The organism is Paenibacillus faecis, from assembly GCF_008084145.1.
Lineage (GTDB): Bacteria > Bacillota > Bacilli > Paenibacillales > Paenibacillaceae > Fontibacillus > Fontibacillus faecis.
Window position 1 is genome coordinate 498,879 of sequence record NZ_VSDO01000006.1, and the last position, 21,940, is coordinate 520,818.

At 54.7% G+C, this 21,940-nt stretch carries 18 protein-coding genes; 6 read left to right on the forward strand and 12 right to left on the reverse strand.

What is annotated here, in order from left to right; genetic code table 11:
• Positions 1-69: 69 nt before the first annotated feature.
• The 5 genes from FRY98_RS27460 to FRY98_RS27480 form a co-directional block, all read right to left on the reverse strand.
• Positions 70-1,014 carry a carbohydrate ABC transporter permease gene (locus tag FRY98_RS27460; RefSeq protein WP_148457884.1) on the reverse strand — a complete coding sequence of 315 codons (945 nt, stop codon included), beginning with the start codon at positions 1,012-1,014 and terminating at the stop codon, positions 70-72.
• A gap of 18 nt (positions 1,015-1,032) precedes the next feature.
• On the reverse strand, positions 1,033-1,953 hold the full coding sequence (locus FRY98_RS27465) for an ABC transporter permease (RefSeq protein WP_148457885.1): 921 nt from the start codon (positions 1,951-1,953) through the stop codon (positions 1,033-1,035).
• A gap of 132 nt (positions 1,954-2,085) precedes the next feature.
• Positions 2,086-3,675 (reverse strand): response regulator, encoded by a 1,590-nt coding sequence (locus tag FRY98_RS27470; RefSeq protein WP_148457886.1) that lies wholly within the window; start codon positions 3,673-3,675, stop codon positions 2,086-2,088.
• A gap of 99 nt (positions 3,676-3,774) precedes the next feature.
• Entirely contained in the window at positions 3,775-5,505 is a 1,731-nt protein-coding gene (locus tag FRY98_RS27475) for a sensor histidine kinase (protein WP_148457887.1), read from the reverse strand.
• A gap of 129 nt (positions 5,506-5,634) precedes the next feature.
• Entirely contained in the window at positions 5,635-5,892 is a 258-nt protein-coding gene (locus FRY98_RS27480) for a YqkE family protein (protein ID WP_148457888.1), read from the reverse strand.
• Between the two features lie 134 nt (positions 5,893-6,026).
• Here FRY98_RS27480 and FRY98_RS27485 point away from each other — a divergent pair, with 134 nt between their 5' ends.
• Positions 6,027-6,596: a type II toxin-antitoxin system PemK/MazF family toxin gene (locus tag FRY98_RS27485; RefSeq protein ID WP_148457889.1), complete on the forward strand. Its 570-nt coding sequence runs from the start codon at positions 6,027-6,029 to the stop codon at positions 6,594-6,596.
• A 346-nt stretch (positions 6,597-6,942) separates the two neighbouring features.
• On the opposite strand, the gene FRY98_RS27490 is transcribed toward FRY98_RS27485, so the two are convergent.
• Together FRY98_RS27490 and FRY98_RS27495 are read right to left on the reverse strand one after the other, a co-directional pair.
• Positions 6,943-7,512, reverse strand: a complete 570-nt coding sequence (locus tag FRY98_RS27490; protein WP_148457890.1) for a TetR/AcrR family transcriptional regulator — start codon at positions 7,510-7,512, stop codon at positions 6,943-6,945.
• Positions 7,490-8,245 carry an MBL fold metallo-hydrolase gene (locus tag FRY98_RS27495; protein WP_148457891.1) on the reverse strand — a complete coding sequence of 252 codons (756 nt, stop codon included), beginning with the start codon at positions 8,243-8,245 and terminating at the stop codon, positions 7,490-7,492. The genes FRY98_RS27490 and FRY98_RS27495 overlap by 23 nt, the downstream gene beginning before the upstream one ends.
• A gap of 152 nt (positions 8,246-8,397) precedes the next feature.
• Between FRY98_RS27495 and FRY98_RS27500 the strand changes: the two genes are divergently transcribed.
• Positions 8,398-9,030 (forward strand): LysE family translocator, encoded by a 633-nt coding sequence (locus FRY98_RS27500; protein ID WP_148457892.1) that lies wholly within the window; start codon positions 8,398-8,400, stop codon positions 9,028-9,030.
• A gap of 13 nt (positions 9,031-9,043) precedes the next feature.
• Here FRY98_RS27500 and FRY98_RS27505 read toward each other — a convergent pair whose 3' ends face one another.
• A complete protein-coding gene (locus tag FRY98_RS27505) occupies positions 9,044-10,429 on the reverse strand; it encodes an amino acid permease (RefSeq protein ID WP_148457893.1) in 1,386 nt (461 codons plus the stop codon).
• Between the two features lie 287 nt (positions 10,430-10,716).
• Here FRY98_RS27505 and FRY98_RS27510 point away from each other — a divergent pair, with 287 nt between their 5' ends.
• The gene (locus FRY98_RS27510) at positions 10,717-11,019 is read left to right on the forward strand and encodes a hypothetical protein (protein WP_148457894.1); all 303 of its coding nucleotides are present in this window, start codon (positions 10,717-10,719) and stop codon (positions 11,017-11,019) included.
• 80 nt (positions 11,020-11,099) lie between these two features.
• On the opposite strand, the gene FRY98_RS27515 is transcribed toward FRY98_RS27510, so the two are convergent.
• Both FRY98_RS27515 and FRY98_RS27520 read right to left on the reverse strand, forming a co-directional pair.
• Entirely contained in the window at positions 11,100-12,536 is a 1,437-nt protein-coding gene (locus FRY98_RS27515; protein ID WP_211373377.1) for a SulP family inorganic anion transporter, read from the reverse strand.
• 168 nt (positions 12,537-12,704) lie between these two features.
• On the reverse strand, positions 12,705-14,999 hold the full coding sequence (locus FRY98_RS27520; protein ID WP_148457895.1) for a PAS domain S-box protein: 2,295 nt from the start codon (positions 14,997-14,999) through the stop codon (positions 12,705-12,707).
• Positions 15,000-15,260: 261 nt separating this feature from the next.
• Here FRY98_RS27520 and FRY98_RS27525 point away from each other — a divergent pair, with 261 nt between their 5' ends.
• Entirely contained in the window at positions 15,261-16,535 is a 1,275-nt protein-coding gene (locus tag FRY98_RS27525) for an MFS transporter (protein ID WP_148457896.1), read from the forward strand.
• A gap of 92 nt (positions 16,536-16,627) precedes the next feature.
• On the opposite strand, the gene FRY98_RS27530 is transcribed toward FRY98_RS27525, so the two are convergent.
• On the reverse strand, positions 16,628-17,560 hold the full coding sequence (locus FRY98_RS27530) for a manganese-dependent inorganic pyrophosphatase (protein WP_148457897.1): 933 nt from the start codon (positions 17,558-17,560) through the stop codon (positions 16,628-16,630).
• A 191-nt stretch (positions 17,561-17,751) separates the two neighbouring features.
• Here FRY98_RS27530 and FRY98_RS27535 point away from each other — a divergent pair, with 191 nt between their 5' ends.
• Entirely contained in the window at positions 17,752-18,438 is a 687-nt protein-coding gene (locus FRY98_RS27535; protein WP_148457898.1) for a response regulator transcription factor, read from the forward strand.
• The gene (locus tag FRY98_RS27540) at positions 18,435-19,955 is read left to right on the forward strand and encodes a sensor histidine kinase (protein WP_148457899.1); all 1,521 of its coding nucleotides are present in this window, start codon (positions 18,435-18,437) and stop codon (positions 19,953-19,955) included. The genes FRY98_RS27535 and FRY98_RS27540 overlap by 4 nt, the downstream gene beginning before the upstream one ends.
• A gap of 626 nt (positions 19,956-20,581) precedes the next feature.
• Here the strand turns inward: FRY98_RS27540 and hflX are convergent.
• Positions 20,582-21,865: a GTPase HflX gene (hflX, locus tag FRY98_RS27545; RefSeq protein ID WP_148457900.1), complete on the reverse strand. Its 1,284-nt coding sequence runs from the start codon at positions 21,863-21,865 to the stop codon at positions 20,582-20,584.
• Between the last annotated feature and the right edge of the window lie 75 nt (positions 21,866-21,940).

The window sequence follows — 21,940 nt, forward strand, 5'->3', positions numbered from 1 at the left end:
AAAGTTCCCCCTAATATAAAGTCAGAAAGTCAGAAATCTATCGACAACCAGGTTTCCCTGAGGTCATCCTTATCCTTTTACCGCACCGATGGTGAGCCCTTGGACGAAATAGCGCTGGATAAACGGATAAGCCAGCAAAATCGGCCCGGTCGCCACGATCGTCATGGCCATTTTCAAAGACTCCGTCGGCAGATTCGTGGTGATCACCGCCCCCGATGCCATCATCGCCTTGCGCATCCCGTCCATATTGCCGAGCAGGCGGTACAAATAGTACTGCAGCGGCATCAGATCCTCGTTGGAGATAAAGAGCAGCGCGTTATACCAGTCGTTCCAATAGGCCAATGCGATAAACAGGCCGATCGTGGCGAGTGCGGGCTTGGACAGCGGCAGAATAAACCGGACATAAATTTGGAAATCCCCCGCCCCGTCGATTTTGGCGGATTCGACGATCGCTTCGGGAATGCTGCCCATGAACGATTTCATCACAATGATATAAAACACGTTCATCAGCATCGGCAGAATCAATACGATCAGCGTATCCTTAAGCTCCAGGTAATTGACGATCAGCAGATACCAGGGGACTAGCCCTCCGCTAAACAAAGTGGTGAAGAAAAAGAAGAAAGAAAACGTATTTCGCCATTTGAAATCTTTTCGGGACAACACGTAGGCCGTCATCGAAGTCAAGAACAGTCCGAAAAACGTGCCCAGCGCCGTTACCGTGAAGGTCACGGCATACGCTTTCAGCATATCCGCCGGGTACTCGAACAGAATACGGTAAGCCTCCGTCGAAAAGGAGGTCGGTATCAACTGAAATCCGTTCTCGATAATGCCGCTTTCTTCGGTCAGCGAAGATGATACGACCAGCAGAAAGGGAAAGATGCAAAACAACGCCAATAGGGTCAAGGCGGTATAACCGATGACGGCCAGAATCAGCCGGTCTTTGGATCTGTTTTTGCGTGCGGCCGGCCGGAGATCCGTCCCCGTTCCGCCTGCTGTCGATACGGTTGCGTTCATGTTCTCTACCTCCATGGCTTAAAATAAGGCGTGATCCCTGTCGTATTTGCGCACGGCATAGTTGGCCAGCATGATGGTGGCAAAACCGAGAATGGACTGGTAGAAGCCCGCGGCGGCCGACATGCCGATTTCATTCGATGTAATCAAGGAACGGAACACGAAGGTATCGATGACATCGGTGGAGGAGAACAAAAGTCCGTTGTTGCCAACCATGTTGTAGAACATCCCGAAATCGCCGCGGAAAATGTTGCCGATCGCCAGCAGCACTAGGATGATCACCGTCGGCATCAGATTCGGAATCGTAATCTTCCGGATCCGCTGAAAGATGTTGGCTCCGTCGATTTCGGCGGCCTCATACATCTCCGTATCAATGCTTGTAATCGCCGCCAAATACATGATCGTGCCGTAGCCCAGCGTCTTCCAGGCCGACACGAGCACCAGAATCACCGGCCAATAAGCCGCGGTATTGTAGATATCGACCGACTCCATGCCGAGCTTGTTCAACAGCACATTGACCGTGCCCACATCGAAGTTAAACAAGTTGTAGGCGATGGCGCCGACGACCACCCAGGAGATAAAGTAAGGTAAAAACATGACGGTTTGCGTAATTTTCCGGAACCATTTCCCCGCCACTTCAAAAAGCAGGATCGCCGCGAAAATTTGCAGCAGGTTGTTGACGACGATAAAAGCGATATTGTAGAGCGCCGTATTCCGGGTCACCCGCCAGGCGTCTCCCGAATCGAAAAAAAAGCGGAAATTGTCCAGTCCGTTCCAGGGACTGCCGAAAATTCCGCCGGCATAATTGTACTGCTTGAAGGCCAGCACGATGCCCGCCATCGGGATATAGGCGAACAGCAGGAAAAACAGAACGGCCGGAACCAACATGAGAAGCAGTATTTTATATTTTTTTACATCTCCCCAAAAGCCGTGTCCTTTCATCAGGCTCCTCGACTCCCCTCTCGTTGTGTCTGTCTAAATTATAGGGGGGCGGGTCCGCAACCGATAATTCAGCGGCTCAACTAAAACTAATACTTTTACCACGATCAGGAAATTAAAAGGATGGATTCCGGGTTAAATCCTGTTCTTTTTCCGGTATTCTCCGGGCGTCATCTGCATGATTTGTTTGAACTGCCTGTTGAAATAAATAATGTTCTTGTACCCCATGCGCTCGGCGATCTCATAGATCCGCAAAGTGGGATCGTTAAGAAGCTCGCAAGTCCGCCCCATTCTCCGCTCGTTCAAGAAATCGCTGAAATGGGTCCCCGTCTCTTCCTTGAACAGGAAGCCGAGATAATTCGGCGTAAAATCGAAGTGAGCCGCCACCTCTTTAAGCGTGATCTTCTGCTCGATATGGCGCTCGACATACTGCACGATCTCTTCGATCAGCTTGCGTTTTTGCCGCTGCTTTTTCACGTAGAGCAGCTCGGACAGCTCATAAAATCTCCGCCGCAGCCAGGATTTGATATCCTGAACGGTTTCGAACTGAAACAGAATGACCGGTTGATGGGCGTCCCACTTCAAAATTGCATAGAGGTTCTCCCCCATCTGCCGCAGGTCCGAATGCAGCTTCGTCGTAAGGCGCAAAATCAGGTCGTACACTTCGTTTTTGCGCGTAAGCGACGCGTGCCGCCGATCGAAGACTTCCTCCAGACAATCATCCACGGCCACCAGATCGTAATCCAGAATGGCCCGCAGCATGTTGTCCAAAATACCGTCCACATTTGGCAAGGGCTGCGGCTCACCGTCCGGAGTCCATTCCACGACGTTCCAGGCGATCACGCGGTTTTTGCCCAACAGCCATTTGATGCGGAGCGCGGCTTCGGCCTGGCGGTAGGATTCCCGCAGCTGTACCTCGTCCCTCGCGGACTTGCCGACCCCGACCGTCACCGTTAACGGAAAATGGGCGTTGACCGCGGCCAGCAAACCGTTCAATTGTTCGGTGAATTCCCCTTCCGGAATCGACGACAAAATCAGGCATCGCGTCTGCTCGCTGCGAAAAAACGTCCCCAGCATGTTGTCTTCCACATAATTGCGGATAAATGAGGTCAACCGATAGATTTGGTCATGCCGCTCCTTGTCGTCCAACTGGCTGGTCTTCCATTCCACGTCGTCAATCTCGGCCAGGGCGGCCACCGTTCCAAACCGCAGCAAGGGACGGAGGTTCTCCAGGACGTGGGACTCCACCGAGCCGGAGGCCAGGTCGTTAAGCCAGCGCAGGAGCAATTCCTCCCCGACGGCGGACCAGACGGCCGAGGCCGACCGGTTCTGCTCCCTCTCCCGCTCGACCGCCTCGCAAAGCGAGTGCAGCATTTCGTACAGCTCGCGGTCTTCCACGGGCTTCAACAAATAGCCGGAGGCACCCAGCTGGATCGCCTTCCGGGCGTACTCGAAATCCTCATGGCCGCTGATGAACACGATTTTGGCCAGCGCGTTCATCTCCTTGGCGCGACGGGCAAATTCCATGCCGGACATAATCGGCATGCGAATATCGGACAGGATGATGTCCACCCGCTCCTGTTCCAGAATTTTAAGGGCGTTGAATCCGCTGTTTGCCGTACCGACCACGCGCAAGGGAAACGGGAGCCCGCTTCCCGCGATCCGCCGGCGCAGCCACTCCAGGTCCACCGCTTCGTCATCCACCAGCAACACATTAATATCCATAGGTCAGCGTCCCTCCGGTCGAAATAGCCTGTTGCTTTTGAGAATAGCTTAAGGCCGACAAACTGAACATAAACGTTTTCAATGAAAACCTATACTTTTTCACCGATCGCCTTCCCCTTCTTCGGGCTCTCCACCCTGCTCGTCGTCCGGGAGAAGGATTCTCACGGTCGTTCCGGCTCCGAAAATACTCGCGATAGCGATGCCGTATTCCCCGCCATACCTGAGCTTGATCCGCTCGTCCACGTTTTTGATGCCATATCCCCCGCTCTGGGACGGGGAGCTCATCAACCGCTTGACCGTCTCCGGCCGCATCCCGATCCCGTTGTCGATGACTCTGAGCTCAATCCCCTCCGCGATCCTGCGGCCGGTAATTCGAATGGAGAGATGTTCCCCGAACCACGCATGCTTAAAGACGTTTTCCACGAACGGCTGAAGAATGAGTTTGATCACCGGCACGGTAAGAATATCTTCCTCTATGTCCACGTAAACCTCGAACCGGTTCGCATATTTTACCCGTTGAATATCGAGATAGGTTTCCACTTGGGTCACTTCGTTCTTCAGCAGCGTCAGCACCTTGCCCTGATTCAGCGTCAGCCTGTAAAACCGGGACAACCCCTGCACCATGTCGGTCACTTTCCGGGTCTCGCCCAAATTGGCCAGGCTGCTGATCGTCGACAGCGTATTGTACAAAAAATGCGGATGGATTTGCGCCTGGAGCGCTTCGAGCTCCGCCTGCTTCCGCTGCAGACCCTGCACATAGACACGATCGATCAGCTCCTGGATATTTCCGGCCATCACGTTAAACGCGTCGGCGATATGGACGAATTCATCGTTGCCCGAAAAAGCGATCCGTTTACGGAAGTTCCCTTCCTGGAACGAACGGACCAGCCGGACGATCCGGGCCATTCGTCTTCCCGAAATCCTCGCCACCACCGATCCGATGACGGACATCCCCGCGAAACTCAATACGCAAACCGCGATGATCGATCGCTGCAGCTTGCTGGTGTCTTTGGTCAGATAGGCTTTGGGGACAAGGGTTTCGATGTTGAAGGAAGTGCCCGGGATCGGCTCTTGAAGACTCAAGTAAAACTCGCCCCCGCCGTCGGTCCCCGCTTCTCCGCGTTGATACAAGACGCCGCCACCCTGAGCGGTATCGACAAGCCGCAGCGTAATTCCCTCCTCTACCGGGAATGTGGCGAAATTGCCGAACAGATCGTCAAGAGAGGCCGTAATGCGAATATAGCCGATCACGGTCTTATAATCGCTGAAGGACACCAGCCGGCGGATATGGGATATATTGCCGAGGCGTTGGTCCGTGTCGATCTGCAGCCAGATATTGTCCTCCCCGGAATCCCGGTAGGCTGAATACCACGGGCTATCCTCCACTTCTTCAAGCGGCAGGATATAATAATCGCTGCCCTTGATCGGTTTCTCCAAATCGTCGCCCGGCACCAGGTTGAGATCCCGGTTCATCGTGTACAGCATCAGCCGGATGTCGTTGCCGAACAATTGAAGGGGAGCCGTGATTTGCGGAACGATTTCATCGAGCATGACCAGATAAATCTCGTAGGGTTCCCCTTTGGCCTGCAGAGCCCGCTGAAAAGAAAGGCTACCGAAGAGGGTGTCCGACATCCGCTGGATTTCGTCCATCTGGTACCGGATGTTGTTTCTGGCCTGCTCCATGCCCGTTCGGATATTCGTCTCCGCCATCTCGGTCCGGGACTGGACCAGCATGGTAAAGGCGATATAGCCGATAATCATGTCCGTGATTAACACAAGCAGCAGATACGGCACGAGCATTTTATAAGTAAAAGGAATGTATTTCTTCATTTTGGCGCCCTCTCTATACTTCGTAAGATAGAGTTTACGAGTTAACGCTTTCATTTTTCCGTAATTTCGAACTACAAAAAACCGGGAGGAGCCTGGGCTTCAACCATGGCCTCTCCCGGTACTCAAGCTTTATTTAAACTTTTGCCAATCCATCTTGCTCGTGTTCAGCAAATGCTCGAAATCGTTCTCCAGACGTTTCTGTTCCGCCTTGCGCGCCGCCTCGGCTTTCGCACGGGCTTCTTCCTTCTTCCGATCTTCATTCTGCTTCAATTCCGCGGCCTGCTCCTTAAGCTTGGCAATCGTCTCCGCCCCCAGCAAATCCTTCAGCGTGGCCGGTTTATCCGCCGCGGACGAAGGCATACTGGTGTTATTCTTCTTTTTGGCCATAAGTGCTTCACCTCGATTTCAAGCCTAAAGTATCACAGAGTGAAAAAAAATGTCAACTCACTGTTTAATCTTTATGTAAAAACGTGTAATTCTAAGGTATATATGTTTACTACCGCCAGCTTGGAGGAAAAACCATGAACAGAGAACGGGAACAAGAATACAGAGAACATACCCCACAACCCAAATCGCGCAATCCGCGGATTGAACAGGCAAAAAGGCTAAAAACAAAGCAGCTCACCGATTGGTTCCCCGTCAAAATCGAAATGGCCCACTACTGGATCGAGCACGAGAAGACGCAGATGAAACGGAACATGACTCGGGGAGCGGTCCATTTTTGTCATTTCGGGGAGAACATCGGATGCGAACAAAACGAGGAACGGCCGGTGGTCATCGTATCGAACAATACGGTCAACTCCACGTCGGGCAATGTCCTGGTCGTGCCGCTCACCAAAAATCTGAAGGTCCGCACGGTCCCCAAAACGGGGGAAGCCGTACTCACGAAGGACGGAAAGCCGATCCCCCGCTTCCAGAGCCATTATTTTCTTTTTAAAAGTAAATATGATTTCCTCGCTTTTGATTCCGCGGCCAAAACGGAGGAAACGACCTCCGTCAGCAAGGTCCGCCTGAAAGAACATCTGGGGAATTTGGATGAGGAAGATATCAACCGGTTGGAGAACCGGCTGAAATGGTCCTTTGGAATTTAAGACGGACGATGCTCTGCCTTCCATTGAAGGTAAGTCGATAGAAGTTTTTCTTATAGGGGGTTGACATCACTTTAACGGCAGGTTACTATAGTATCAAATGATTTGAACCGTTAAATATTACGTCATCCACCCTGTCGTGGATAAACTCACACGTGCCCGCGTGTTATTGAGTCTGAAGGAGCCTAGTGCTCCTTTTTTCCTTTCTCCTAAACAAAAAATTTAAGTATACCATAATGTCGCCCACCGTGGTCGTGGGCAAATTCACCCCGCCGGGAACTCTCCCGTCGGGGTTTATTCTTCCGCCTTAAATTCCCTCTTGGTTACCAATTACCCGATCTGCAAAATCTTAACCAGTTCTCTGCGAGAGACCTTGCAAAAAAAGCGCAAGGCTGAATTGCAGGCTCTCGCGGACATCCAAAGGCAAGCCGAACCCTTGCTGCCGTTCGAGGGAGGCGAAGCCGTGGATCAGACTCCGAAGTCCGCGCACCGTATGCAGCGCCTCCTCCTTGGTCAAGGAATATCCCCCAAGGAGGCCGACGATGAAATCGACAACCTTGCCGCTGGCTTCGGCCAGCTCCCGGTTGGTTGGGTCCTTCGCCAATTGGGCTACGTCGTACAAGCCGGGATGCTCCCGAGCAAAACCAATATAGGCATCGGCAAAAGATCGGATCGCCCGTTCTCCCGTCAGTCCCGAGGCGGCCCGGACGATCCTATCGTACAGCTCGCCGAGCGCATAAACGGCAATCCTCTCCCGCAGCTCGCCCAGCCCGCTCACATGGTTGTAAAGGGACGGCGGCCGGATGCCGAGGCGCTGGGCGACGGAAGAGATGGTCACCGCCTCCGCCCCCTCGCTGTCCGCAATCGCAACGGCCGCCTGCAGAACGGCGCCCGGATCAATCCCCGCTCTTGGCGACATGGCGTCCCGCCCCCTTTCCGGCCGTTTCCAGCTTCCGCTCCGCTTGCTCGATCGCCCGCCGCATCGCGTCCGCCGGATGGCCGATCATGCGCCCATGCCCGGCCGCCAGCAGCGCCGGCTTCAAAGCCGCCAGCTTCCGCGCGCTCGCCAGCGCCGTTTCCGCGCTCCACGTCGCCAGCGCCGGAAACGGAAACAGGGGGCGAAGCATGCCGCTGACCGCGATACCGCCGCGCGTTTGAAAGGCGTCCCCCGCGACCAGGGCGCCGCTGCGGGTATCCAGCAGGGAAATCGAGCCGGGGGTGTGCCCCGGCGATGAGATCACCTGCAGGGACCCGACCCGGTCACCGTCCTTCAGCAGCACGTCCGCGCGGGTCTTGATCTTCTTCGGAACGCCGCCCCGAATCGGGGTCTGCGCTTCCTCCGGATCCAGCGAGATATCGCCTTCCAGCAGCCGGGCATCCCTTGCCGAAATATACACCTGAATTTCGGGATGTTTCGCTTTTAGCGCATCGAGCGCTCCGACGTGATCGTCATGCGCATGGGTCAGGACGATCCTCGTCAACGGTTTCCCCGTTGTGGCCGCGACGGCGCGAAGAATGCCGTCGGCGCTATACGGGAGCGCCGCGTCTATCAGCGTGCAGCTCTCTCCTTCTTCGATAAGATAACAGTTAACCGGAAACAACCGGGGCATAAACGACACTTGAACCAGATGGCCGTGGCGCGTTAATTTCATGATGATCAACACCTTTCACGAAAACTAATGGGTTTAGTTTTATTTTAAACTAAACCCATTAGTTTATCAAGCCCGCTTTTTTAGTCGTACAAGCGGGCGTCCGTGAATAAGATGTACAAGTTACAAATATTCCGAGTTCGGAGGTATGCGGCATGAACAGTATTCTTGGTTTTATCTTTCTCGGCCTATCCCTGTCCGCCCCGATTGGCCCGGTGAACGCAGCCCAACTGGACAAAGGCATCCGCGGCGGCTTCCTGCCCGCGTGGTTTGTCGGGCTCGGCGCCATCGCCGCGGATATGATCTACATGCTGTTGGTCTATTTCGGAGTGATTCACTTTTTGAACACTCCTTTTATGCAGTCGTTTCTCTGGTTATTCGGTTTCTTCATCCTTGTGTACACCGGGATCGACAGTATTAAGCAGGCGTCAACCCTTAGCTTAAACGAAACGCGGGGGACCGAACCGCTGACGAAATCCTTCATGTCGGGGTTTATGATGTCCATTTCCAACCCCCTGTCGATCCTGTTTTGGCTCGGCATCTACGGATCCGTACTGGCACAGACCGCCGCAACCTCCGAACCGCGCGATCTGATCGTCAACAGCTGCGCCATTATCGCGGGGGTGCTGCTCTGGGATGTGACGATGGCCGGATTCGCAAGCGTCTTCCGCAAAATCTTGAGCGACCGTATGATCCGGGGGATTTCGTTCCTTTCGGGGCTCTCCCTGATCGGATTCGGGCTTTATTTCGGTTATAAGGCTCTTCTTCTGCTGCTGGAGCGGTTATAGCCCGCGTTCCCGTCTATTCAAGCCGGGGCCGTCTGATTAAAATCGCCTTGCGCCGATGGCGGCGAACCGAGGTTTTCTTGCGCTTCCAAACTTTAAACTGCATCCACAGCGTGACGGACCCGATGACCAAAATAAATCCCAGACTTCCCCAAAATCCCGGGCTGCTTGTGCCATGGGCCAGTGTTCCGGAAACGGCGATCAGAATCAGCGCCAAACCGCCAAAGCGTTTGACCTGGCCGAAGGCCGTCAGCTTCAACAACTTGCCCGAGGTAATCAGGATAAACATCCAGTTATACAGCAAAAGCAGGCCTGCCGCGGTTGTGATATACTCGTAAATTCGCCCCGGCATCGCCAGCGACAGGGCAATGGACGCGGCGAGTCCCACCGCCGTCAAGCCAATCGCGTACATCGGCCGTTTTTTCAAGGCCTTTCTGGCGAACAGCGGCGGAGCGTCCCGGTCCTCGGCCAGCGTAACCAGCATCGTCGTTACGGCGTAGAGCGAGGCTACCATCGTGGAAAAGCCGGCCACGATCAGCACGCCGTTGAACAAATGAGGGATGAACGGCATCTCTACCCCGCCGAGCGCCGTGATGAACGGGCTCTTTTTGGGCACGATGCTTTTCCAGGAGACCAGCGTAACCACCAGGGACAAAGAGAGGATATAGACCGTCATGAGCAGAAGCAGCATGATTTTCCCCGCTTTGGGGGCATCCGACGGATCTTTCAACCGAAACGCCATCATCCCCATGACCTCGATGCCCCCGAAGGCGTAAAAAGCAAAAATAAATCCGGACCAAAGCCCCATCGCTCCGGCGGGAAAAAATTCGCGGAGCGTCCGCGGGAAAGCAGGGTTTCCGCCGCCGGGTATCCAGCCGAACAAGGCGGCTCCGGCAATCCCCAGAAACAGGAGAATGGCGGCAATTTTAATGACGGACAGCACATTTTCGATCGAGTCGAAGCCTTTGTTCCCCAGAAAAATGACCAGCAATCCGAGCAGCGCATATCCCGTTGCGAACAACCACATCGGCACCCCCGGAAACCAAAATCGGGAGAAAAGGGATAGCGCGGTCAACTGGCTGCCCATGATCAACAATTCGGACGACCAGTATACCCAGCCGCTGCTAAACCCGGCCCACCGCCCGAAAGCCTGTTTCGCATAGGAGCGGAAGGACCCTTTTTCCGGATGCTTGGCCGTCATCTTCGCCAGGGACTCAAACACGGTGTACGTTCCCAGAGCGGCCAGCGCGAAGGCGATCAATATCGCGGGCCCCGCTATGCTGATCCCCAGCCCCGACCCCAGGAAATACCCCGTTCCGATGGTCGAAGCGACGCCCAACAGGGAAAGCTGCCACCACTTCAAATTTCCGCCCTTATGCTTCTCTTTCCGGCTCTCGGCCAATGTAAACGCCTCCTATTCGTTAGCCTGATCCATGTAAAAACAAATCCTCGGCCTTTCAAACCATTCCTTAGCTTCTATCGCCAGCCAATTATTATGCGAGGAAAAAAAGGGCTTTTTCCCCTACGCCCAGAATAACGGGAATCAAACTCTTTATGGTATAATAATTCGTCAGAACTAGTTTATCTTCGTATTCTACAAACTAACGGGAAGATTCCCTTTAATTTGACCAACCTAGATTAAAAGCCGGAGAGGCTACCACCACTCCAGGCTGGAAAGGAGACGAGCCGATGGCTTTCGGAGTGAACAAAGAGGAACTGAATGCTTGGAAGGAGGCCGTCTCCCGGGGAGAAATCGCCTATTTGACGCATTATTGGCTGGACCCCCGCTTTCCCGGTTCCAAAACCGTCACCAAAGTCGGCTGTGCCGATCTCGCCCGATTGCGCGACTGGTGCCTGAAACATGAGTTGAACCCGGATTATATCCATCGCCGGTCCGTCTTCCCCCATTTTGATCTGATCGGCCCGAAGCAGCGTGAAATTCTGCTCCAGGAACAACTGTGGGATCAACTGGAGCGGTTCCATATGTTATAGCGCAGAACATCTTTACAGAAAAAGGGGCTGCCCGAAGATCCCACGGATCTTATGGACAGCCCCTATATTTTTTCCCTTTATTATGACAGACCGATGCGTTCCACAAGCCGTATACTTTCCTCATTCATTCCGGTTATGGACACCTCTTTATTCAATTGCCGGTATTTACCCATCACTTTGGAGATGGCATTCGCCGCCGATTGATCCCACACATGGGATTTTGAAAAGTCGATGACGATCCGGTCGGGATCGCCCGCCGGGTCAAACTCCTGAAGAAAATGCGTGACGGTGCCGAAGAACATCTGCCCGGCGACCCTGTAGGTTTTTACGCCATCCCGCATCTCCGTGACCGTGCGGATTTGGGCGATTTTCCGGGCAAACACCAGCGCGCTGATCAGAACCCCGATGCCTACGCCGATGGACAAGTTGTCCGTAGCCACCACGGTTACCACCGTGACGATCATAACGATGGCGTCGGATTTGGGGATTTTGTGGAGCGACCGTAAGGAAGCCCATTCAAACGTCCCGATCGACACCATAAACATAACGCCGACCAATGCGGCCATCGGGATTTGTTTGACCACCCCGCCAAGGACGAGGATCAGAAACAGCAGCCCCACCCCCGAAACCAGCGTGGACAGCCGGGTACGCCCTCCCGATTTCATGTTGACCATCGACTGTCCGATCATGGCGCAGCCGGCCATGCCGCCGAAAAATCCGGTAACGATGTTGGCCAGCCCCTGGCCTTTCATCTCCCGATTCTTGTCGCTGGCCGTATCGGTGATGTCATCGATCAACGTCGCCGTCATTAACGACTCAAGCAGGCCCACTACGGCAAGAGATAAGGAAACCGGGAAGATCGTCTTGATCAACTCCCAGGAGATGACGACATCGGGCAGGTGAAAGACCGGCAAGGCGCTCGTGATTTCCCCCATATCGCCGACCGTTTTAACGTCCAGCTTCAGCGAGATGCTGAGCACGGATACGACGATAATCGCCACCAGGGCGGACGGAACCGCTTTGGTCAACCGCGGGAACAGATAAATGATCGCCAGCGTCAAGGCTACGAGCGCGTACATCAACCATCCCTGACCCGAAAAATGGGTGAGCTGCGCCATAAAAATCAGAATGGCGAGCGCATTGACAAAGCCGGTCATCACGGAATGCGGCAGAAAGCTAATCCACTTCCCGAGCTTCAGTTGGCCCATGATGATTTGCAGCACCCCGGCCAGAATCGTTGCGGCGAACAGATACTCTATCCCGTGATCCCGTACCAGGCCCCCCATCAGCAGCGCCATCGCCCCTGTGGCCGCGGAAATCATCCCCGGACGCCCGCCGGCAAAGGAGATAACAACCGCGATACAAAACGAGGCGTACAGCCCGACCATCGGACTTACGCCCGCCAGGATGGAAAACGCGATCGCTTCCGGAATCAACGCAAAGGCCACCGTTAATCCCGAAAGGATATCGTTTTTCGCGTTCGAGAACCAACCGCCGTATTTTATTGTTTTTTCCAAATCGAAAAAATCCCCCTTAGGATTACAGAATAGGTCCGATGCAACGCCAACGCTTTCGATTATATGAAAAAAGGCCGCTCCCTCTCAAAAAGGTCACCGGCCCGATAAAGCGCTTTTATCCAAACCATTCAGCCGTTGGCGGCGGAATGCTCTTCTATTCTTTCAAATTTAAAAAAATTTGCGGATGATTTTCGCCACGACCGCGGGTTTAATCGGCTTGCTCATATAATCGTCCATTCCGGCGCTAAGGCAATTCTCGCGATCCCCGGCGAGCGCATTCGCCGTCACCGCCACAATGACGGGGCACTTCTCCGGAAGAAGCTTGCTCTTGATGACCCGGGTCGCCTCCAGCCCGTTCATTTCCGGCATATGTACGTCCATAAAAATCATATCGAAAGATTCATAAGCTACCGCCTGAAGCACTTCCAGGCCGTTTGCGGCCTCTCGGGTGGCATGCCCCAGCCGCTCCAGCATTTTCTTCAAGACAATGCGGTTGATTTCATTATCCTCGGCAATAAGAATATTCAGCTTCTTGCCGGAGGGTACTTCCTCCAAGGTCCCCGTGACCCCTCCGGCTTGATCTTCGGTTTGCTTGAGGGCTAAGCAAAAAACAAAGGTCGCTCCGGGTCCATCGTGAGGTTCGACCCAAATATCCCCGCCCATAAGATCCACCAGTTTTTTGGTAATTGCCAGACCCAGCCCCGTTCCTTCGAACCGGCGCGTCATGAAATGATCCAACTGGGAAAAGGGCTGGAACAATAGCGGGATTTTTTCTTTCGGAATCCCGATTCCCGTATCTTGAACGGTGAAGCAAAGCTTCACGTCCGGCCCTTGCTCCATACGCCGGACGGTTACCGTAACGCCGCCGGTATAGGTGAACTTTACGGCGTTTCCGATCAGATTGAGCAGGACTTGCCTGAGGCGGTCCGCATCGCCGAACAACCGGTCGGGAACGTCCGGGGAAACGTTGAAGTCCATGGACAACCCTTTTTCCATGGCACGGACCATAACGATGTCCAGCGTTTCGGAAATCAGTTTCCGCAGGTCGAACATCTCCTCATGCAGCTCGGACTTGCCCGATTCGATTTTTGCGAAATCCAGAATGTCGTTAATGATGGCCAGCAGCGTATCTCCGCTCTTGCGGATAATCTCCAGATACTCTGTTTGGGTTTCCGTCAATTCGGTCGTCTCCAGCATCAAATCCGTCATCCCGATGACTCCGTTCATGGGCGTGCGGATCTCATGACTCATCATCGCCAGAAATTCGCTCTTCGCCCGGTTGGTGCTCTCCGCCGCTTCTTTGGCGATCAATAGCTGCTTCTGCTCGGTGATGTCTTTGGCAATAATGTAGAAGCCTACATTCTTCTTGTTGATCATGATCGGCGCCACCGTAGTCAGCACCTCGGACGTATGGCCGTACTTGGTATGGATCTTGTCGATGCCTTTGGCGACGGAGGCGTCTTGCATCGATTCGGACAGGATCTGGGACAAGGGCTGTTCTCCGATAAACTCGGAAAAGGGCTTTCCCGCCATATCGGAAATTTTATACCCGGTCAACCTCTCAGCTACCGCATTGGCATTGATAATCCGTCCGTCCAAATCCAGGGAAAATACGGCGTCATGATTGTATTTTTTGAGCGAGTTATAACGTTCGACCGTCTCCTGCAGTTCGCGTTCCACCCGCTTTCGGTCCGTGATATCCTGTACCGTGCCGCTCATTTTGACCGGATTCATTTCTTCGTCATAGGTAACGATTCCGCGCAAATGAAGGTACAGGTACTCCTCCCTCCTGATTTCGAACCGGCATTCAAAATCAAATTGCCCCGAGCGCAAAGCGGCATTTACGGCTTCCACCATACGTTTCCGATCTACCGGATGCACTTTGGACAGGATGTCCGCACCGGAAGGCGGGTCCGTCTGCTTCTCAAGTCCAAATATCGCATAGAGCTGATCGAACAGCTCGATGTCTCCTTCTCGCACATTCCATTCCCAACTGCCGACCCGGGTCATCCGCATCGTCTCGGCCAGAATGGAGGCCTCCTGCCTCCGCTTGGTCGTCTCCCTGCCGACCGCCAAAAGCATAGGGCCTTTCGGAGCATCCTTGTTCAAACGAACCGCAAATTCAAACCATACTTCCTCGCCCGCTTTGCTTCGGAGCCTCCATTCCACGGTCGCCCGCCGATGTCTTAGCAATTGACGGCTCAGCTTCCCGAGCTCCTCCGGATCCGGTTGACACCAGGCCGTGTACTTTACGCCAACCACTTCTTCGGGACGATAACCGAGCCATTCCGTGACGGATGGGGAGCAAAACAATCCGATCCCATTCAAATCACAGCAATACACAAGATCATTCATATTGGTAAGAATATAACGGCTCCATTCCTCCGCTTCCACCTCTTGGCGACTCCAAAGTTCTCTCGTTTCGTCTATCCCAAGAGACTGCTGTCCTTCGTGCCCGTTCATTACCAAGCCTCCGTTCCAGGATCGTTCATATCGGCAAGTAACCGGAAGGATCTTTTGATCTATTGGTTTGACTATGACTTGTTTTCTTCTTAAATATCAGACATTAATTTAAATGTCAATTTACAAAGCAACTAAACGACTGTCCGGCCCAAAAGAAAAATTAAGTATATTCAAAATTTCCCTTTTCATTGCTAAGCCGATCCCTTATTGTATAGGGTGGAAAATACTCGCTGTGGAGAGAAATTATATTGAGGTGGTCCTATGACAACGCAATCCGCTTTACCTCCGAACACCAGTTTGTTTCGGAACCGGTTTTACCAGACGATCCTGATTTCCAACATCTTTCTGCAAATCGGGATTTGGGTTCGCAACTTCGCGATCCTTATGTTCGTTACCGATATGACGAACAACGACCCGGTGGCGGTTTCGCTCATCTCCGTGGTCGAATTCGCTCCGATCTTCGTGTTCTCCTTCATCGGCGGAGCTTTCGCCGACCGTTGGAAACCCAAGCGAACGATGATCTGGTGCGACTTTTTGTCCGCCGCTTCCGTGTTCGCGGTGCTGTTCACGCTGATGTACGGCTCTTGGGAAGCCGTCTATTTCGCCACATTTATTTCGGCGATCCTCTCCCAATTTTCACAGCCGTCCGTTATGAAGCTGTTCAAGCAGCATGTTCATCCGGATAAGCTGCAGCAAGGCATGGCCTTGTTTCAATCCCTGGTCGCGATCTTTATGGTGCTGGGGCCGACGCTCGGGATTTTCTCGTACCATCAATTCGGCATTTATATTTCGATCGGAGTGATGGGGGTCGCCTTCTTGATTTCCGCTCTCGTTCTGTTCCGGCTTCCGGCCGATGAGCACACGGAGGAAAAAGCCGAACGGACCACGAAGCTGACCCGCGAGCTGGCGGACGGCTTCCGCTATGTATGGCGCAGTCCGATTCTGAAAGTTCTTGGCGCCACCTTCGCCATCGCCGGTTTTGCCGTTGGGACCATCCAGACGCTTGGCCTGTATGTTGTAATCGAGAACTTAGGGAAAACCAAGGAATTCCTGCAGTTCCTTCTGATGGTTAACGGCGTGGCGATGCTGATCGGAGGCGGTATCATCATGACGCTGTCCAAAAAAATCCCGCCGCAAATGCTGCTTGCCTTCGGGATGGCCGTCAGCGCGGTTTGTATCGCCGGCATGGGATTCTCGACAAGCGTTCCGCTGACGCTGGTCCTGCAGTTTATTAACGGGCTTACCTTCCCTTGCATCCAGATCGGGATCAACACCATGATCCTTCAGTCCACCGAGCAATCTTACGTCGGCAGGGTCAACGGCGTGCTGAGCCCGATGTTTATGGGGATGATGGTCATTATGATGTCGGTGTCCGGATTGCTCAAGAAAGTGTTCCCGCTGGTCGGCATCTACACGTTTTCCGGCATCGCCATGCTGATCGGCGCGCTGATTCTCATCCCGATCTTCAAGGTCAAACCGGCGCCGATTCCGGTACCCGACGTGAACATGAAAGAACCCGGAACCGGAACAACCTAGCTTTAACCATAACATAAAAAAGGGTCCCAGCCGCGTTGAATGGCGGTTTCGGGACCCTTTTGCTTTGATGTAAAGTTGATGACGGTTCGGTTTTACCGGCTGTTAAAGATGTCGGTCAATACCGGAACGATTTGCGATTTGCGGGAGACTACGCCTTTCAGCAGCGCCTTGTTGTTCTCCAGCTTCACGCCGTAAGCCGCTTCCACCGCGTCGGCGGCTTTGCCCAACGCGAGCCCGATGGAATCGTTGTTCAGAATGTCGGTCACCACGAACAGGAACAAGTCCAGTCCTTTGCGGTCCACAATGCCGTTCAGCGCGGCTTCCAGTTCAGCCTGGCGTACGAGCACATCATTAACGTCGACCGCGTTCACCTGAGCGATTTCCACCTTCGCGCTGCCCATGGAGAACTCCTTGGCGTCCAGGGAGATCAACTGCTCGATCGATTTATCGCTAAGGTCGGCCCCCGCCTTAAGCATGTCCAGCCCGTATTCTTCCGGGTTCACGCCGGCGATGTCCGCAAGCTCGCGGGCCGCGGCCACATCCTGCTCCGTACAGGTCGGAGATTTAAACAGAAGGGAATCCGAAATGATTGCGGACAGCATCAACCCGGCGATGTTGGCGGGTACCGCGATGCCGTTCTCTTTGTACATCTTGTTAAGGATCGTAGCGGTACACCCTACAGGCTCGGCACGATAGTAAAGCGGGCCGCTCGTTTCAAAATTCGCGATCCGGTGATGGTCGATGACCTCGGCGACACGAACCTGATCGATGTCGGAGACGCTTTGCTGACGTTCGTTATGGTCGACCAAAATAACGTCCTTCACTTCCCCCGCCGCGCTTTCGATCACGCGTGGAGCCTGAAATCCGAAACGGTCGAGGGCAAACTTCGTTTCCCCGTTAACTTCGCCCAAGGCGACGGGTTCCACGTTCCAGCCCAGCTTGGTTTTCAAATCGGCATAAGCGATCGCGGAGCAGATGGTATCTGTGTCCGGATTTTTGTGTCCGAAAATCAATACTTTGTCCATTCGTTTACTCTCCTTTTCGTTATTCGCTTAGAAAAGTATATCCCGAACCGGAACCACAATCAAGGGCGGACCGGGGCCGGACCGGCAATTTTCAGCTTCGTATTAAGGTCCCTCTCAGGGAAAATTCAGCAAATTCTCAGGTAAGTTTCCGATAATAGAACCATTAAGACATAATTGGAGGTCTTCGCATCATGAAAAATCTAAAAGGGGTCAGAGTGATGCTGGTGGACGACGAGCCTCATATCACCCAGTTTCTGGAGTTCGGCCTGCTCAACGAAGGGTTCGACACCCGTACGGCGCCGGACGGCATGACCGCCGTCAACCTGGCGTTGGAATTTCAGCCGCATGTCGTCATCCTGGACGTCATGATGCCTGGTATGGACGGTTGGGAAGTGTGCCGGCTGCTGAAAAAGAACCTGAGCAATGTGGCGATTATTATGCTGACCGCCAAAGATGAAGTCGAAGACCGGGTGAAGGGCTTGACGACGGGGGCGGACGATTATGTGGTCAAGCCCTTCAGCTTCGAGGAACTGCTCGCCCGGATCGGCGCCCGCTTGCGGAACCAGTTCCCCGCCTTATACGGCGAGGTCTCTTTCGGCCCGTTCCGGCTCGATGACCGCAGGAAAGAGATCCGGTATCGGGACGAAGTTCTGGAACTGTCTCCCACGGAATATGAGCTGCTGAAATATCTGGTCATCAATCACGGGATTGTTCTCAGCAAAAGCACGATTCTCGATCAAGTCTGGGGATACGACTTCGGCGGCGACGAAAATATCGTCGAGGTGTACATCCGGTTTCTGCGCGAAAAGCTGAACGACAAAGAGCACCGTCTCATCCGGACGCTGCGGGGCGCGGGGTACCGCGTCGATCTGCCATGAGGCGGAATCGGTTCTTCCCGGTTGGCCGCGGGACGTTATCCCCCCGTTCTCTCCGCTCCCAGCTCCTGTCCAGGTCTTTGCTTGTTCTGGCTCTGCTGCTGGCGCTCATCGGCAGCGTTCAGTACGTGGTGGTCAAAAATTTTCTGTACCGCAATCAGGCGGAAACCTTAATGTCGCAAATCCGCGGGATCCCCGACTTCTTTTTGTTCGGCGGGGAACTGCCTGCCTGGGCGGAACGGATCGGCGGCGTCCCCGCCTCCCCGAAGGAGGGCGAACGGAGGCCGGTGCTGTTTCTGCCGGATACTTCCCTGGCGCTGATCAGCAGCTCGTCCGAAGTGATCAGCCGGTCCGACGGGTCCGGCCTTCCCGCCCCCCGCCTTTCGGAAGCGGAGTATGCCGCCGTTCGCAACCAACCCCGCAATCTGCGTAAAGACGCGTATAAAGTGGTTCGGGATCCGAACGGGATGGAGCAACTGGTGGTGTTTCGGCCGGCGGATGGGCCCCAAAGACGCGGCACCTTGATCCAAATGGGTATCGCCACCGCCCATTTGAAGGCTATTGCGCTCCGCCAGTTGACCATCTTCATGGTCTTGTCCCTGATCGCCCTGGGGGGCGGCCTGATGCTGTATTTGTCGGTGCTGCGCAAAACGCTGAAGCCGCTCCATCAAATGATCGGCACCGTGCGGGAGCTTGACGCCGGCAACCTTGACCGGCGCTTCCCGGCTTCCCTCGGCCAAAGCGAAATCGACCGCCTCGCCGTTTCCTTCAACGGCATGCTCGAGCGGCTGCAAACCTCCTTCGCGACGGAGCGCGAGGCGAAGGAACAGATGCGCCGCTTCATCGCCGACGCTTCGCACGAGCTGCGGACGCCGCTGACCTCGATCCACGGCTTTCTCGAGGTGCTGCTTCGCGGGGCCGCCGACAAGCCGGAGCAGCTGAACGCGGCGCTAAGCAGCATGCTGGGCGAAGCCCGGCGGATGAAGAAGCTGGTCGAGGACCTGCTTACGCTCGCCAAGCTGGACCGGGCCCCGGTCTTGAGCCGGAGCGAGATCAGGCTCGACGCGCTGGTGGCGGAAATGGAGCCCCATCTGCGCATGCTGGCGGATGGCCGGTCCGTGGTGTTCCGCTTGGCACCGGAGATGACGGTGACGGCGGACAGCGACAAAATCAAGCAGGTCGTGCTGAATTTGTTCCACAACGCCGTCCAGCACACCGACCCGGCCAAGGGCCGCATCACCGTCACCTTGTCCAGGGTGACGGAGCACGAAGCGCTGCTGTGCGTACAGGACAACGGCCCGGGTATTCCGGCCGAGCATCTGCCGCACGTGTTCGAGCGCTTCTACCGCAGCGACGCCTCGCGCACGCGCAAGCAGGGAGGCGCCGGCCTGGGCCTGGCGATCTCGCAGGCGATCGTCGCGGCCCACGGCGGCCGCATCTCGGCGCACAGCGCGCCGGGGGGCGGCGCCGCCTTTGAGGTGCGGCTGCCCGCCGCCGCAGCAGACGCGGCCGCGCGCTAGGAGCGCGGGCGGCTGTGCGCGGGCGAGCGGCTACGCGCGGGCAGCGGGCAGGCGCGGGCGAGCGGCTACGCGCGGGCAGCGGGCAGGCGCGGGCGGGCAGCCGTCGCGCAGGCAGCGCCACGCGCGGGTAGCGGCCAGGCGCAGGCGGCGGCCTTTGGCACCAGGACTGGCGGCCCTATGATTTCCTTAGCCGCTCGGGTTAACGGCCTTTTGGGGAGCTATTTCGGCCCGAATCGGCTTCGCGGGGTAAATAGCGGTCCAAAAGACACTGGCGTTGCATTTAACCTGACATGGTGCTGCCTATCCGCAATCTTTTTTGCCGCCTGTTATAATAGCGGCGTTTTGGGCCGTTATTTCGCCCCGATTCGCGTTTTTGGGGAAAATAGCGGCCAAAAAAGGCCTTATTTCACTGATGCGGGTCCCAAAATTAGGTTTCGGGCCCGTTTTTCCAAAAATAAGTGCCCAAAAGGCCGCTATTTCTTGCCATTGCCGCAAATTCGACAAAATAGCGGCTCAAAAGGCCGTTATTAGCCTTATTGGCAGCCCACAATTAAACATAAGCAAAAAAACCTGCATAATCGCAGGTTTTTTCGCCTTTTTCACCTATTTCACCTTTCCCCTATTCCCTACTCTTGCTCCCCGGCACTCTCTACAGCGTACTGCTTATACTTGCCGTAGTCGCTCAGCCTGCATTCCATCGAAAGCCGGGTGCCGTCCTCTTCATAGCTGGTCGCGAAAATGTTGGCGCGCTCATTAAAATAGGACACGACCGCACCTTGATCGTAAGGGATCAGCATTTCGCAGCGGATATAATCCTTGAACACCCGCTCCCGGATCATTTGGACGAGCTCCTGCAGCCCGATGCGCGGTTTGGCCGCCATAAACACTTTGTCTCCCTGAATTTCGGGAATCGGGCGCTCCGCCAAATCGGATTTGTTGTAGGCGTAAATGACCGGGATATCCGTAATGCCGATCTCTTTCAACGTTTGGTTGGTGATCTCGATCAAACGCTCGTACTCCGGGTTGGAGTAATCTACCACGTGGATGAGCAGATCGGCTTCCGCGACTTCCTCTAAAGTGGAGCGGAACGCCTTGATCAGGTGATGCGGAAGTTTGCTGACAAAGCCGACCGTGTCCGTGAGCAGGAAGGTTTTGTTGTCTTCCAGAGGGATGCTGCGCACCGAGGTTTCCAGGGTGGCGAACAGCATATCTTTCTCGAAGACCTGCTTCTCTTGTTCGGGATGAAAAAGTTCCATCATCGCGTTCATGATCGTCGATTTGCCGGCGTTGGTATAGCCGACGAGCGAGACAACGGGAACGTCGTTCTTCTTCCGCTGTTTCCGCTGGGTCTGGCGGTGGGCCACCAGGGTGTCGAGCTCCTTGCTCAGCGCGTTGATCTTCTCTTCAATCCGGCGGCGGTCCAGCTCCAGCCGGGTTTCCCCGGCGCCGCGGTTCTTTGTGCCGACCCCGCCGCTTTGGCGGCCGAGCGATTCACGGAGACCGATCAAACGGGGAAGCATGTATTTCAGTTGGGCGATTTCCACCTGAAGCTGCGCTTCCCTCGTCTTGGCCCGCTGGTCAAAAATGTCGAGAATCAGCACGGTCCGGTCGATCACTTTGCATTGCAGGTCGGCCTCCAGATTGCGGATTTGCGACGGGGACAGCTCGTCGTTGAAGATGACGAGGTTGCCGTCGTTCGCCTCCAGCAAGGCCGTCACCTCCTGCAGTTTGCCGGTGCCGATATAGTGAGAAGTGTTGACTTTCGGCAAATTTTGCGTCACCACGGCCACGACTTCAATGTCGCACGCCTCCGCCAAATTGGCCAATTCCTCCATGGAATACTCAAAATCCTCCTGCTGGTTCAAATTAACCCCGACGAGGATTGCTTTTTGCTGCAACGGTTCCGTCATGTAAATTCCTCCCTTATCTAAAACTTAAACAAAAAAAGACACAGGCATCCCCTGTGTCATGTTCAAACGAGAACG